Annotated in this window: 13 protein-coding genes; 4 read left to right on the forward strand and 9 right to left on the reverse strand. The window is 64.8% G+C overall.

The features are described from left to right. Window positions 1-6 precede the first annotated feature (6 nt). The 3 genes from hfq to IVA79_RS12055 all read right to left on the reverse strand — a co-directional run bounded on the left by hfq (window position 7) and on the right by IVA79_RS12055 (window position 4,262). On the reverse strand, window positions 7-255 hold the full coding sequence (gene hfq, locus IVA79_RS12045; RefSeq protein ID WP_007591126.1) for an RNA chaperone Hfq: 249 nt from the start codon (window positions 253-255) through the stop codon (window positions 7-9). 249 nt (window positions 256-504) lie between these two features. Then, window positions 505-1,875 carry a sigma-54 dependent transcriptional regulator gene (locus tag IVA79_RS12050; RefSeq protein WP_247553130.1) on the reverse strand — a complete coding sequence of 457 codons (1,371 nt, stop codon included), beginning with the start codon at window positions 1,873-1,875 and terminating at the stop codon, window positions 505-507. A 17-nt stretch (window positions 1,876-1,892) separates the two neighbouring features. Then, window positions 1,893-4,262 (reverse strand): PAS domain-containing sensor histidine kinase, encoded by a 2,370-nt coding sequence (locus IVA79_RS12055; protein ID WP_247553132.1) that lies wholly within the window; start codon window positions 4,260-4,262, stop codon window positions 1,893-1,895. Between the two features lie 176 nt (window positions 4,263-4,438). Here IVA79_RS12055 and IVA79_RS12060 point away from each other — a divergent pair, with 176 nt between their 5' ends. Beyond that, the gene (locus IVA79_RS12060; protein WP_247553133.1) at window positions 4,439-4,585 is read left to right on the forward strand and encodes a hypothetical protein; all 147 of its coding nucleotides are present in this window, start codon (window positions 4,439-4,441) and stop codon (window positions 4,583-4,585) included. Window positions 4,586-4,749: 164 nt separating this feature from the next. Here IVA79_RS12060 and ntrC read toward each other — a convergent pair whose 3' ends face one another. The 3 genes from ntrC to dusB are packed head-to-tail and all read right to left on the reverse strand — an operon-like array spanning window position 4,750 to window position 8,369. Further along, a complete protein-coding gene (ntrC, locus tag IVA79_RS12065; protein ID WP_247322161.1) occupies window positions 4,750-6,192 on the reverse strand; it encodes a nitrogen regulation protein NR(I) in 1,443 nt (480 codons plus the stop codon). Between the two features lie 9 nt (window positions 6,193-6,201). After that, window positions 6,202-7,371, reverse strand: coding sequence for a nitrogen regulation protein NR(II) (locus IVA79_RS12070; protein WP_247553134.1), 1,170 nt, complete (start codon window positions 7,369-7,371; stop codon window positions 6,202-6,204). Next, a complete protein-coding gene (gene dusB, locus IVA79_RS12075; RefSeq protein ID WP_247553745.1) occupies window positions 7,368-8,369 on the reverse strand; it encodes a tRNA dihydrouridine synthase DusB in 1,002 nt (333 codons plus the stop codon). Before dusB ends, IVA79_RS12070 begins: the two co-directional genes overlap by 4 nt. Window positions 8,370-8,645: 276 nt before the next feature. On the opposite strand from dusB, the gene IVA79_RS12080 reads away from it, so the two are divergent. Both IVA79_RS12080 and IVA79_RS12085 read left to right on the forward strand, forming a co-directional pair. Further along, window positions 8,646-9,842, forward strand: coding sequence for a bifunctional 2-C-methyl-D-erythritol 4-phosphate cytidylyltransferase/2-C-methyl-D-erythritol 2,4-cyclodiphosphate synthase (locus tag IVA79_RS12080; RefSeq protein WP_247553136.1), 1,197 nt, complete (start codon window positions 8,646-8,648; stop codon window positions 9,840-9,842). A 3-nt stretch (window positions 9,843-9,845) separates the two neighbouring features. Continuing rightward, window positions 9,846-10,451: a CinA family protein gene (locus IVA79_RS12085; protein WP_247553138.1), complete on the forward strand. Its 606-nt coding sequence runs from the start codon at window positions 9,846-9,848 to the stop codon at window positions 10,449-10,451. Between the two features lie 6 nt (window positions 10,452-10,457). Here IVA79_RS12085 and IVA79_RS12090 read toward each other — a convergent pair whose 3' ends face one another. The 3 genes from IVA79_RS12090 to lipA all read right to left on the reverse strand — a co-directional run bounded on the left by IVA79_RS12090 (window position 10,458) and on the right by lipA (window position 13,665). Continuing rightward, window positions 10,458-11,234: a mechanosensitive ion channel domain-containing protein gene (locus IVA79_RS12090; RefSeq protein ID WP_247553139.1), complete on the reverse strand. Its 777-nt coding sequence runs from the start codon at window positions 11,232-11,234 to the stop codon at window positions 10,458-10,460. 988 nt (window positions 11,235-12,222) lie between these two features. Next, window positions 12,223-12,702, reverse strand: a complete 480-nt coding sequence (locus tag IVA79_RS12095) for a type II toxin-antitoxin system RatA family toxin (RefSeq protein ID WP_247553140.1) — start codon at window positions 12,700-12,702, stop codon at window positions 12,223-12,225. 6 nt (window positions 12,703-12,708) lie between these two features. Next, window positions 12,709-13,665: a lipoyl synthase gene (lipA, locus tag IVA79_RS12100; RefSeq protein WP_247553142.1), complete on the reverse strand. Its 957-nt coding sequence runs from the start codon at window positions 13,663-13,665 to the stop codon at window positions 12,709-12,711. A gap of 130 nt (window positions 13,666-13,795) precedes the next feature. Between lipA and IVA79_RS12105 the strand changes: the two genes are divergently transcribed. Next, window positions 13,796-14,398 (forward strand): DNA-3-methyladenine glycosylase, encoded by a 603-nt coding sequence (locus IVA79_RS12105; protein ID WP_247553143.1) that lies wholly within the window; start codon window positions 13,796-13,798, stop codon window positions 14,396-14,398. Window positions 14,399-14,413 lie beyond the last annotated feature (15 nt).

Here is a 14,413-nt window from a genome sequence, read left to right on the forward strand (position 1 = left end):
TCACTCTCAAGCCGGCTGATCCTCGCCGCCTTCGAACAACTGAATCGGTGCGCCCGGCATGATGGTCGAGATCGCGTGCTTGTAGACAAGCTGCGAATGACCGTCGCGCCGAAGCAGCAAACAGAAATTGTCGAACCAGGTCACGATGCCCTGGAGCTTCACTCCGTTGACCAGAAAGATCGTCAGTGGCGTCTTGGTTTTGCGAACGTGATTAAGGAAGGTGTCCTGTAGGTTTTGTGCGCGGTCTGCCGCCATTGTTTTTTTCTCGCTTTGAGTTTCTTGTTATTGCGCCGGTTGCGGCCCTCTTTGTGATGTCCGGGGCCTCTCCCGGTTGCGGTTCCTCATGAGATCCCCCTCGGAAGGAACAGCTGTGCGATTAGAGGACAGGTGGACCTATTAGGCAAGCCGCTTCACGCGGCAGGGCACGCCGTATTGCCCCGAAAAACTACGGAAATCGATGATTTTCCTTACCTATCTCCTAGGTGTAACCACAGCCTCGCGGCGTTAGCCGACACCGAGCGCTTTCAGCTTCCGGTGCAACGCCGACCGTTCCATACCAACGAACTCGGCCGTTCGAGAAATATTTCCTGAAAAACGGCTGATCTGTGCAATCAAATAGTCGCGCTCGAACACTTCGCGCGCTTCACGCAGCGGCAGGCCCATGATGTGCTCGCCATTGTTGCTGGTCGGCATCGCCGGCACCATGGAGCCGACGTCCTGCGGCAACATGTCGGCCGTGATGATGACTTCGGGGCCGCCCGCAGCCAGAATCATGACTCTCTCAACGTTGTTGCGGAGCTGGCGCACATTGCCCGGCCAGACATGCGATTGCAGCACCGCCATCGCGTCCTGCCCGATCTGCCGCTTGGGCAGACCGCTGCCGGCCGAGATCTGCTCCATGAAATAGTCGATCAATTCCGGAATGTCCTCGCGCCGCTCCGAGAGCGCAGGCACGCGGATCGGCACCACCGAGAGCCGATGATAAAGGTCCTCGCGGAAACGGCCCGCCGCGATCTCCTCTTCGAGATTGCGCGCGGTGGACGAGATGATGCGCACATCGACCTGCACCTTGGCGGTGCCGCCGACGCGCTGGAACGATTGCTCCACCAGCACGCGCAAGATCTTGTTCTGGGTCTCGCGCGGCATGTCCGCGATCTCGTCGATGAACAGTGTGCCGCCATGGGCTTCCTCGAGCGCGCCGGGCTTGCGTGGCTGCTCGCCGTTGGACTGCTCGACACCGAACAGCTCGTGCTCCATGCGCTCGGGCGTGATGGCGGCGGCGTTGATGACGACGAAGGGACCGTCGGCGCGGCCCGAGGCCGTGTGCAGTGTGCGTGCGGTCAATTCCTTGCCGGCACCGGCAGGGCCGACGATCAGGATGCGGCTGTTGGCCTTGGCCGCCCGCTCGATGGTCTGGCGCAGCTGGTTCATGCTGGGCGAGCGGCCGACGAGCTGGCTGGCGCTCGGCGCCAGCTGCTTGAGCTCCTTGACCTCGCGCTTCAGCCGCGAGTTCTCCAACGCTCTGGTCGCGACCAGGATCAGGCGATCGGCCTTGAACGGCTTCTCGATGAAGTCATAGGCCCCGCGCTTGATCGCCGCGACCGCGGTCTCGATGTTGCCGTGGCCGGAGATCATCACCACCGGCAGGTCGGCATTGTCCTTCTTGACCTGCTCAAGCAGCTGCAAGCCGTCGAGCTTGGAGCCCTGCAGCCAGATGTCGAGGAACACCAGATGCGGCCTGCGGTTGGCGATCTCGGCGAGCGCGGAGTCGCTATCGCGCGCGGTCCGCGTGACAAAACCCTCGTCTTCGAGAATGCCCGCGACGAGATCCCGAATATCGGCCTCATCATCGACAATCAGAATTTCACTTGCCATGGGTCGCGCCTGCCTTGTCAGCTACCTGTTGAGGCTTCGATTTTCGTTGAATCATTGGTCTTTTCAGCCGGCTCATTGGTTTCGGCGGCCGGCTCTTTTGTTTCCTGCGCCTGATCCTTGACGGCAGCGCCGGCCTGCTCGGCTCCCTCGGACTTCGCAGGTTGCCCGGAGATCGCAAAGCGCATCCGCATCCAGGCGCCGCGCTGGCCCTCGCGGAAGTCGGAAGCATCCTTCAGCTCGATGCGCCCGCCATGGTCTTCCAGCACGCGCCCGACGATTGCAAGGCCAAGCCCGGTGCCTTTGGCGCGCGTGGTAACATAGGGCTCGAGCAGACGCGAGCGCGCGACCTTGGGCAGGCCGATGCCGTTGTCGACCACGTCGATCAGCACGTCCTCGCCCTCGCGCGACACCACGACGTCGATGCGGCCTTTTCCGTTGTCCTGGCCGAGTTCCTCCGATGGGACCTGCTCGATCGCCTCGGTGGCGTTCTTGACGATGTTGGTGACCGCCTGGGAGATCAGCCGCCGGTCGAACTGAGCGCGGAGCGGATCCTGCTTGAACTCGGCCTCGATATCGATCTCGGGATGGGCGACCTTCATCAGGAACACCGCCTGCCGCACGGTGTCGGCGACGTCCTCGCCCTCCATCACCGGCTTCGGCATCCGCGCGAAGCGCGAGAACTCGTCGACCATGCGTCTGATATCGTCGACCTGACGCACGATGGTATCGGTGCACTGGTCGAAGATCTGCTTGTCCTTGGCCTCGGTGATGTCCTTGCCGAACTTGCGCCGGATGCGCTCGGCCGAGAGCTGGATCGGCGTCAGCGGGTTCTTGATCTCGTGGGCGATGCGGCGCGCCACGTCGCCCCAGGCCGAGGTGCGCTGCGCCGAGACCAGCTCGGTGATGTCGTCGAGTGTGATGATGTAGCTGTCGTGCGGCTGGTTCTTCTCGGCGCTGACGCGAACTGACAGATTGCGTTCCTGCCCGTCGCGGGTGATCGTGATCTGGCCCTGCACCAGACGCTGGGTGCCTTCCCGTGCCGCCTTCATCATCTCGTCGAGTTCAGGCAGCACGTCGGAGAGCGGATGGCCGAGCGTCTCCGCTTCGGAGTGACCGATCAGCTTCTCGGCGGAGCGGTTGAGGATGCCGACGCTGCTGGAGGCGTCGACGCCAATGATGCCGGCGCTCGCCGATGACAGCACGGCCTCGATGAAGCGGCGGCGGCTGTCGATGAGGTCGCTGGCATTGACGAGCTCGTCGCGCTGGCTGCGCAATTCCTGCGTCATCTTGTTGAAGGTCTCGCCCAACTGGGCGAGATCGCCTTCCGACTGGTGCACCGGCACTTGGACATGGAGATCGCCGGTCGAGACCGTATGGGCCGCATTCATCAGCCGCCGGATCGGCGAGACCAGCGAATTGGCGAAGTTGAGGCCGATCAGCACCGAGGCCATCAGGATGGTCAGCGCGATCACCGCGAACATCAACGCGAAGGCGACCTGGATGCCGAGGCGGCGCGACTCGATCTGGGCGTATTCGGCGACGCTGACCTCGGTCTGCTTGAGCTGGTTGACGACGTTGGGATCAAGCGGCCGGGCGACGTACAGGAAGGTGTCGTTGAAGGCGCGAAGGCGGATCACCGCGGCAACATAGCTCGCGTCCGGCAACACCGCGATCTCGGGTTCGTTCTCGTTGACGTTGCTGAGGAAGTCGGGCGCCGGCGGCGAATAAGCCAGCCGCATGCCGGTGTCGGCGGATTCCAGGATGTTGGTGTTCTTGTCGATGATCATCGCGCCCGGCAGATTGCGCGAGCCGGCGCTGGCGGTGAGCATCTCGCGGAACGAGCGGCGATCCTGGTCGTAGAGCGGCCGGGCGTGCGCGATGTCGTTGGCCATGCCGAGAATGTCGCCACGGATCAGCTGCGCATGGTCCTGCATATAGGCCCGCGCGATCGTCAGCGAGTTCTGGATCACCTCCTTGGTCGGGCCGGAGAACAACCGGTCGAGGCCGCGCTCGATGGTGACATTGGCGACGACGGCGACCAGCACCGCCGGCAGCACCGCCACGATCGAGAACAGGCTGACGATCTGGACATGGAGGCGCGCCGCCGCCCTGCCCCGCCGCCGCGCCAGGATCAGCTGCCAGAGCTCGCGGATGATGATGCCGACCAGCAGCAGGATCGTGGCCGCGTTGATCAGGTAGAACGAGCGGACGACCTCGGGCGTCGGCTCGATCTTGGTAAGGCCCGTCAGGACCAGGAAGGTCAGGAAGGCCGATCCCAGCGCCAGCGCCACGGCAACCGGCGCCAGCCAGCGCCGCACCGACCAACGCCGGGGCTCTTCCGCTGGGGCCGTGTCAAAGTGTGCGGCCGAGGTGTCTGCGCTGGTCATTCCGGCAATGGAGTTGCTGAAAACGGGTCCGCGACGGGGCGGATACTGATGTATTCGTACCACATTGTTGCCGAATTGCGACAATTCCGCGGCGAGTTAGCCGCGACGGGCCCGCATCATCCACAGCCACATGCCAATTGAAGGGAACGGATTCCGGTCATTCGGGCTTGACCGAGATGGATAGATACTTTCTCGCGACGATGGTCTCGGCCGTTCTGCTTCTGATCGTGGCCTCCGACCTCCTGGTCAACGGCTTGGGTCTCCAGCAGCCGCTGGTGAATGTCGCCACCGTCATGCCGGCGTCCGGCCGACTTGTCAGATAGATATGACGCCGCCCGTTGCGGCCGAATGACCAATATAAATGTGCGAGCGGAACATTTTGGTCCGTCTCGGACTTCTGCCCACCGCGTCAGCCACAACGGCCAGCGCGATCCGGACAGGCTCAGCTCTGCCTTGGTAGGGGGAGCTGAGCCACCGTCCCGAACAACTATCCCCCGCTGCGATAGACTTGAATATCCAGGTCCCGGATCTTCTTGCGCAGCGTGTTGCGGTTGAGGCCGAGCAGGTCGGCGGCGCGGATCTGGTTGCCGCGGGTGGCGGCGAGCGCGGCCGTAAGCAGCGGCACCTCGATCTCCTTGAGGATGCGATGATAGAGGCCGGGCGGCGGCACGCCGTTCGGAAAGCCTTGGAAGTGCGAGGACAGATACGCCTCCACTGCGCCGCCGAGATTATCGACGCCCTGCTGGACCGCCGCACCCGGACTGACCGTCGGTGGGGCGAGCTCGCCGTCGATGACGGAGCCTGTGATCACGTCCTGCGGATAGAGCGCCGCGAGGCGTCGGGCCAAGTTCTCGAGCTCGCGCACGTTGCCTGGCCAGCGGTGCTGCTTCATCCGCTCCAGCGCCAGCGTATCCAGCTTCTTCGGCGGCAGCCCGTCCTTCTCGGCCAACGTGAAAAAGTGACGCACGAGATCCGGCAGGTCCTCGATACGCTCGCGCAAGGGCGGCAGCCGCAGCGGCACGACGTTGAGGCGGAAGAACAGGTCTTCCCGGAACAGGCCCTGCTGGATCAGGACTCGCAGGTCCTTGTTCGACGCCGCGACGATGCGCACGTCGGTCTTGATCGGGGTGCGGCCGCCGACGGTGGTGTATTCGCCCTGCTGCAGTACGCGCAGCAGGCGGGTCTGCGCCTCCATCGGCATGTCGCCGATTTCGTCGAGGAACAGCGTGCCGCCCTCGGCCTGCTCAAACCGGCCGGAGGCGCGGGTGTTGGCGCCGGTGAAGGCGCCGCGCTCATGGCCGAACAGCTCGGATTCGATGAGGTCGCGCGGAATCGCGGCCATGTTGACCGCGACGAACGGGCCGTTGCGGCGCTTGCCGTAATCGTGCAGCGCGCGCGCCACCAGCTCCTTGCCGGTGCCGGACTCGCCCGTGATCATCACGGTGAGGTCGGTCTGCATCAGCCGCGCGAGCACACGGTAGATTTCCTGCATCGCCGGCGAACGGCCGACCAGCGGGATCGCCTCCATCTCGGCATCATCGTCCGGCGTCGAGACGCGCTCCTTCGGCTCGGCCAGCGCGCGGCCGACGATGGCGATCAGCTCCTTGAGGTCGAAGGGTTTTGGCAGATATTCGTAGGCCCCGCGCTCGGAGGCGCGGATCGCCGTCATGAAGGTGTTCTGCGCGCTCATGACGATGACCGGCAGATTCGGCCGCATCTTCTTGATGCGCGGCAACAGGTCGAAGGCGTTTTCGTCCGGCATCACCACGTCGGTGATGACGAGATCGCCTTCCCCCTGGCTGACCCAGCGCCACAGCGTGGCGGCATTGCCGGTGAGTCTGACCTCATAGCCGGCCCGGGACAGTGCCTGATTGAGAACGGTGCGGATGGCGGTATCGTCATCAGCTACGAGAATGCTACCTGCGGGCATCGTTAATCCTCATTTCGCCCCCTGTGACACAGGCGACGACTTCCCGGCAGAGTCGGCGCGACTGCTTTGATCGGCATGTTTCACCGATGTGGAATACATCGGCATCAGCACGCGGAAGGTGGTCTTCCGCGGCTGAGATTCGCATTCGATGATGCCCCCGTGATCGCCGACGATCTTGGCGACCAGCGCAAGGCCCAGCCCCGAGCCGGTCTGCTTGGTGGTCACGAAGGGATCGAACAGATTTGACAGAAGATCGTCCGGCACGCCTGGTCCGTTGTCCTTCACGCAGAATTCGAGCGGCAAGGATACCCGGGATTTTTGACCGGGGACTGACAGGCGCACGCCGGGGCGGAACGCGGTGGTGAGCTGGATCTCGGCGTCGGGCACGTCGATCAGGGCTTCCGCGGCATTCTTCACGAGGTTGAGGAACACCTGGATCAACTGGTCCTGGTTCGCCAGCACCGGCGGCAGCGAAGGATCGTAATCCTCGATGAAGCGGATGTTGCGGGCAAAGCCGGACTGCGCCAGCCGCTTCACATGGTCGAGCACGGAGTGGATGTTGACGGGCCCGCGCACCACGGGGCGCTCGTCGCCGAACACCTCCATGCGGTCGACCAGGGTCACGATGCGGTCGGCCTCGTCGCAGATCAGGCGCGTCAGCATGCGGTCTTCTGACGAGGCCTGCTGCTCCAGAAGCTGCGCGGCGCCGCGGATGCCGGAGAGCGGGTTCTTGATCTCGTGCGCCAGCATCGCGGCCAGCGCGATCACCGAGCGCGCCGCGCTGCGATGGGTGAGCTGGCGGTCCATCTTGTCGGCGATGCTGCGCTCTTGCAGCATCACCACGATATGGCCGGGCCGCTCGGTGAGCGGGGCGACGTGGAGATCGACCTGGCGATCGCCGCCCATGCGCGGGGTGCCGAGATCGACTTTGTATTCGTTGACTGGCGAGTTCGACGAGCGCACCTGGTCGATCAGCGCCAGCAACGGGCTGCCGAACGGCACCAGCTCCTTCAACGACTGCCGCTTCAGGAACTGGGTCGAGATCTCGAAGAAGGCTTCGGTGGCGATGTTGGCGGCGACGATCTTGCCGTCCGGCCCGATCATCAGCACGGGATTGGGCAAGGCATCCAGCATCGAATCGCTGTCGGACGGCCGGCGATGTTCGCTGGCTGAGCTCATGCCGCAGCCCTCCAGGCGAAGTCGTCGAAGGCGTCCTGCAGCGACTGGTGGACGCGGCCTGGATCTTCCGAGGTGAGGATCTTCTGGCGCCAGGATTTCAGCGTCTCGGCGGGCGCACGGCTCACCTCTGCCGCGACGTCGAGCGCCCAGCCCAGATGCTTGCGTGCATGCTTCAATCCGACGCGGAGGCCATAGAGCGCGCAGACGCCCTCATAGAGCGTGCGGACATAATGCAGCTGGGTTTCGAGCGAGGGCGTTGCTTCCTCATCCCCGCCCTTCAGGCGGCGGCCGATCTGGCCCGGCAGCCAGGGCTGGCCCTGCGCGCCGCGGCCGATCATCACGGCATCGGCGCCGGAGGCCTCGAGGGCGGCGAGCGCCTTCTCGTAAGTCGTGATGTCGCCATTGACGACGAGCGGAATCGCGATGGCCTCGCGCACGGCGCGGATCGCGTCCCAATCGGCCTCGCCCTTGTAGAACTGGCTGCGGGTGCGACCATGCACGGTGACGAGCTTGACGCCGGCGGCTTCCGCGCGCTGCGCCAGCTCGGGCGCGTTGCGCGTGCGATCGTCCCAGCCGAGCCGCATCTTCAGCGTCACCGGCACCTTCACCGCCGCGATGGTCGCATCGATCAGGCCTAAGGCATGGTCAAGATCGCGCATCAAGGCCGAGCCGGACTGGCCGCCGGTGACGTGGCGGGCCGGGCAGCCCATGTTGATGTCGATGATATCGGCGCCTTCGGCTTCGGCGATCCGGGCGCCCTCGGCCATCCAATGGCTCTCGCAGCCGGCGAGCTGGACCACGTGCGGGCCGATCCCGGTGGCTTCGCAACGCAACCGGGACATCCGGTGGCCGTTGGCGAGCTCATCGCTGGCGGTCATTTCGGACACGACGAGACCGGCCCCAAGCTCGGCGGCCAGCTTGCGGACGGGCGAGTCCGTCACCCCCGACATCGGCGCCAGGAAGACCGGGGTGGCGACATCAATATCGCCTATTTTCAACGGCTTAGAGCCGGATACTGCCGAACCGGTCACAGGGGTCTCGTCGACTGGGCGGCGCCTCATCGCGCCTGCCATGACCTATCTTGCGCACAATTCTTGTGCAGTCAAGCGTCATGCCTACAGTTTAGACAATTCTGCAGATCTTTCAAGTGCAGTGCAGCAAAATGCTGCTTCCAACAATCCGGGGAAACCCCCTTTTTTTGCGGGCCTGCCGTGCTAGAGGCATGCGGCAATCCCCTCCCCGACTCTGCATCACCAACTGAGTATTTGAGTCCTATGGCGAAATCACAACGCACCGCAGTCGTCCTCGTGGCAGCCGGGCGTGGGCTGCGTGCCGGCGCCGGTGGTCCCAAGCAATATCGCGAAATCGGCGGCGTGCCCGTGATCTATCGCGCCATGGAAGCCTTCAGCCGCCACGCCGACGTGTTTGCGGTGCAGCCGGTGGTGAGCCCCGATGACAGCGCCATGTTCACGGCCGCGGTCGGAGGGCTCAATCACGAGCCGCCGACCCATGGCGGCGCGACGCGGCAAGCGTCCGTGCTTGCCGGCCTCGAAGCCCTGGTCAAGCACAAGCCCGATATCGTGCTGATCCACGACGCCGCGCGCCCCTTCGTCTCCGAAGGATTGATCTCGCGCGCGATCGAGGCGGCCAGCCGCACCGGCGCTGCGATCCCCGCCATAGCCGTCACCGACACCATCAAGCTCACCGGCGATGCCGGCCAAGTCGAGGGCACGCCGGACCGCGCGCGGCTGCGAATCGCGCAGACGCCGCAATCCTTTCGTTTCGACGTCATCCTCGAGGCGCATCGTCGCGCGGCGAAGGACGGGCGCTCTGATTTCACCGACGATGCCGCGATTGCCGAATGGGCGGGATTGACGGTTGCAACCTTTGAAGGCGATGTTGCCAACATGAAGCTCACCACTCCCGAGGATTTCGTGCGCGAGGAAGCGCGTCTGGCTGCCCAGCTCGGCGATATCAGGACCGGCACCGGCTACGACGTGCACGCCTTCGGCGATGGCGACCACCTCATGCTGTGCGGCGTGCGCGTGCCGCACACCAAGGGTTTTCTCGCCCATTCCGATGGCGATGTCGGCCTGCATGCGCTGGTCGACGCCATCCTCGGCGCGCTCGCCGACGGCGACATCGGCTCGCACTTTCCGCCCAGCGATGCGAAATGGAAGGGCGCCTCCTCCGACCAGTTCCTGAAATACGCCATCGAGCGCGTCACGGCGCGCGGCGGCCGCATCGCCAATCTCGAGGTCACCATGATCTGCGAGCGGCCGAAGATCGGCCCCTTGCGCGACACCATGCGTGCGCGCATCGCCGAGATCTCCGGCGTCGACATCTCGCGCGTCGCGGTGAAGGCGACGACCAGCGAGCGGCTCGGCTTCACCGGCCGTGAGGAAGGCATCGCCGCCACCGCGAGCGCCACCATCCGCCTGCCATTTAACGAAAAGACTTGGAGCGTGTAAGCCATGGGCGGCAGCGACGCACGCGCCCTCTCCCGCTCGCTGCTCGATCTGTGCCGGATGCGCAAGCTGACGGTCGCGACCGCTGAGTCTTGCACCGGCGGCCTCGTCGCCGGCGCGCTGACCGACATCCCCGGCTCTTCCGATGTCATTGATCGCGGCTTCGTCACCTATTCCAACGACGCCAAGCGCGCGATGCTCGGCGTCGAAGCCGGCACGCTCGCCAATTTCGGCGCGGTCAGCAAGGAAACCGCAACCGCGATGGCGGTCGGCGCGCTGGAGCGCGCCGGCGTCGATCTCGCCGTCGCCATCACCGGCATTGCCGGTCCTGGCGGCGCAACGCCCGGCAAGCCGGTCGGTCTCGTGCACTTCGCAGCAGCCGCGCGCGATGGCCGGATCATCCACCGCGAGCATCGTTTCGGCGCGATCGGCCGCTCCGCCGTGCGTCAGCGCTCCGTCGTCGAGGCGCTGCGCATGCTGATGGATCTCGCCCGCGGCCCGCAAGCCCAGTCCAAGCCGCGCGCCGCGGCGACCCGCCTGCGCCCGCGCGTGACCCGCTCGCCGCGCCGGCATGCGGTGAAGCGCAGGCCGCCGCGGTCGCCGCGGGGCTAGGTCACATCACGCCGCCGCCAGCAGCGCACTCGCGTGGTCGAGCACCCGCTGCTTGACCGCATCGGCATCGGACGGATTCACCTTCGCACTCACGGTCAATTCCACGAGGGGCGCTGCGGGATCGGCTGCGAGCACCTTGGACACATTGACCGACGGCGCGACCTTGTCGTCGATGCGGGGATCGTCGTGCAGCTCTTTCAGGATCCGGTCGGCCAACGCATTGGCCGCGCCGGCCCTGACCGGGATCGTCACCTTGACCTCGCCAGAGCCGGGATAGGCGCTGTGGTTGATGATGGCGGCGCCCCACACCTGCCCGTTCGGCAGCAGGATCTGCGTGTTGTCCGGCGCGACCAGCTCGGTCATGAACAGCGACAGCGACCTCACCTTCCCCGCCTTGCCGGCCACCTCGACGTCGTCGCCGATGTGAAACGGCCGGAACAGCAGCAGCATCACGCCGGCGGCGAGATTGGAGAGCGTGCCTTGAAGCGCGAGACCGATGGCGAGGGATGTCGCGCCCAGCACGGCGACAAGGCTCGCGGTCTGGATGCCGAAGAGCTGGAGCACGGCGATGCCGACCACTGCGAGCACGCCGTAGCGCGCAAGACTGCCCACGAACAGCGTGACGAGCGGGTCGACGCTGTGCGTGACGCTGAGCAGGCGCGTGACGAAACGCTGCATGGCGCCGGACAGATACCAGCCGATCGCGAGCAGCAGGACCGCGTAGATCGCGTTCAGGCCATACAGGACGAGCGAGGCTTTCAGCGTGTCGAAATTGATGGTCATGGCAGCTCCAACCCGGACAATCCGGAGAGAACTCGGAGCGATGCGAAATGATCCCGTCGCATGTCGGAGGGAATGTAGGTCCCGTCGCCCGGGTGCAGTTCGTAGGGTGGATTAGCGAAGCGTAATCCACCGCTTCTGTCTCCGCCGCGGCAGACGTGGTGGATTACGCCTTCGGCTAATCCACCCTACGCACCTACAAGCCCTTGCGTTGCCCGACGGGCAAAACACGCTAGCCGTTGGGCAATGCATGCGTGCAAAAATATTCGACTTTACAGAATTTCTGATTTATCGCATGGTCCCGCCACCTCATCCCTGTCAGAGGGGCGTATCGCGATCGTCACGAAACGCGGGGTGAGCCGTGGTGGACGCTGGCAGCACCGGCGCGAGAGGCATCGCAGGGCGGGCAACCGTGAGCGACAGCCAGCGCGCACACGACCGATGCTGTTAGCGTACGGCAAAACCGTGTCGTCCTGACGCCCGGGGTCTGTGCGTCAAGTCTTGTGGTGATGTGTGTTGCCCGACCGGGTGCACGCATCAGCGATCTGCAAGGCGACGGGGGCAATAGTGCATCGCTCCCCGGGGAGAGCTCGGCATAAGCCGTCAAACCACTGCGCAGGGAAGGCCGGTTGTTTGGCTTCACCTGTATGCCGCTGTGCAGCTTCCTGACACGCAGGTTTCGCACAGTGGACCGCGGGTGCCAGCCGGCATCCGGTCTTCCCTGCGCCCTCTGACAAAGAGGGTGATGAGATCAAGCAAAGCTCGGGCGAGATGAGCCGCGAGGATGCGGATCTGTGTCTGCGGGGCGAGATGCGAGTCACAAGCTCGGACATCGTAGGTGGGCAAAGCGGAAGCGAGCCCACCATCTTTGCCTGTCGCGATTGAATTGGTGGGCACAGCGCGGTGCGCCTTTGCCCACCCTACGGCACTGCCTCCGCGGGAAGGTTCGCTGCGCTCGCAATGACGATGGAGAGAACGGTGCCCGTGGCGACTACGTCGACGCCAGCTTCGGCCGGCCATAGATCGCATCCGCCCGCTTCTCGAACGCCGTCGAGAATCGCGCGAAGGCGGCATCGAACATCGAGCCCATCAGTAACGCCAGCATGCGGCTCTTGAATTCGTAGGCGAGGTAGAAACCGACGTCGCAGACGCGCTCGCCCTCCTGGCCTTTGGGCTCGAACGTCCAACGGTTTTCGAGATTACTGAAGGGACCTTGCAGATACTCGACGAGAATCTTCAAATTGGCGCGGTCGAGCGTCACCCGACTGGTGAAGGATTCCTTGACCAGCTTGAACGACACCGTCATGTCGGCGACCAGCACTTCGGTGCCGTCCGGCTTGGCCATCCGCTGGCGCACCTTCAGCGCGCTGCACAGCGGCACGAATTCCGGATAGCGCTCGACATCGGCGACCAGATCAAACATCTCGGGTGCGCTGTGGTTGACGCGGTGCTTGCTCGAAACTCGGTGCATGGGACGTCAGCGGGCGTGCGCAGCCCGCGCTGCCTTCAGTCTCGCGAAATCCTCGCCGGCATGATGCGACGAGCGGGTGAGCGGGCTCGCCGACACCATCAGGAAGCCTTTGGTGTAGGCGACCTTCTCGTAAGAGGCGAACTCGTCCGGCGGCACATAACGCATCACGGCGTGGTGCTTACGGGTCGGCTGCAGATACTGCCCGATGGTCAGGAAATCGACCTCGGCCGAGCGCAAATCGTCCATCACCTGCTGCACCTCGTGGCGCTCCTCGCCGAGGCCGACCATGATGCCGGACTTGGTGAAGATGGTGGGATCGAGCTCCTTGACTCGCTGCAGCAGCCGGATCGAATGGAAATAGCGCGCGCCGGGCCGCACTGTGAGATAGCGCGACGGCACGGTCTCGAGATTGTGGTTGAAGACGTCGGGCTTGGCGGCGACGACGATTTCGAGCGCACCCTCCTTGCGCAGGAAGTCGGGCGTCAGGATCTCGATCGTGGTCGAGGGGCACGCGGCGCGGATGGCGCGGATCGTCTCTGCGAAATGCTGGGCGCCGCCGTCCGTGAGGTCGTCGCGGTCGACCGACGTGATGACGACGTGGGCAAGGCCGAGCTTCGCCGTCGCCTCGGCGACATTCTCAGGCTCGGCTGCGTCCAGCGCATTCGGCAGGCCGGTCTTGACGTTGCAGAACGCGCAGGCGCGGGTGCAGGTGTCACCCATGATCATGAAGGTGGCGTGCTTCTTGTCCCAGCACTCACCGATGTTGGGGCAGCCCGCCTCCTCACACACCGTGTGCAGGCCGTTGGATCGCACGATGTTGCGGGTGTCGGCATAGCCGCGGGTGTTGGGGGCGCGCACACGGATCCAGTCCGGCTTCGGCGGCGAAGCGGAATCAGGGCGATTCACCTTTTCGGGGTGGCGCGGGCGCAGCGGGTTCGAGATGGTATCGACAATAACGACCATGGGGTGTCCGGTCTGTACAGGTCCTACCTAGTCGGTCTCGCCAGGCATCGCAACCCGGCTCGCACCGCTTCAGGGAACATGGCAGATATGGGCAATATCTTGCTCTGTTCTCAAGCGATTCTCACCTCGAATGGCTCCAACTTCCAAGGCCTCACCACCGCGGCTCGGCAAGCCGCTCAAGCGTGCCTTTTTCGGCCGCAGCGTCCATGAAGTCGCGCCCGACCTGATCGGGGCGACGATGCTCGTCGACGGCGTCGGTGGGGTTATCGTCGAGGTCGAGGCCTATCATCATACCGACCCGGCGGCGCATTCCTACAACGGGCCGACGCCGCGGAACCAGGTGATGTTCGGCCCGCCCGGCTATGCCTATGTCTACCGCTCCTACGGCATCCACTGGTGCGTCAACTTCGTCTGCGAGCAGGAAGGCTCGGCGAGCGCCGTGCTGATCCGCGGGCTGGAGCCGACGCATGGCATCGCCGCGATGCGCCGCCGCCGTCATCTCCAGGATTTGCAGGCGCTGTGCTCGGGCCCGGGCAAGCTGACCGAAGCGCTCGGCATCACCATTGCGCACAACGCCCTGCCGCTGGACCGGCCGCCGATCGTACTTCATGCGCGGACAGAGGATTTCGAGGTCGTGGCCGGCATCCGGATCGGCATCACCAAGGCCGTCGAGTTGCCCTGGCGCTATGGCATCAGGGGCTCGAAGTTTCTCAGCAAGCCGTTCCCGAAATAGGAACAGAGCCCGTTC

It is taken from the genome of Bradyrhizobium sp. 138 (genome assembly GCF_023074075.1).
Classification (GTDB): domain Bacteria; phylum Pseudomonadota; class Alphaproteobacteria; order Rhizobiales; family Xanthobacteraceae; genus Bradyrhizobium.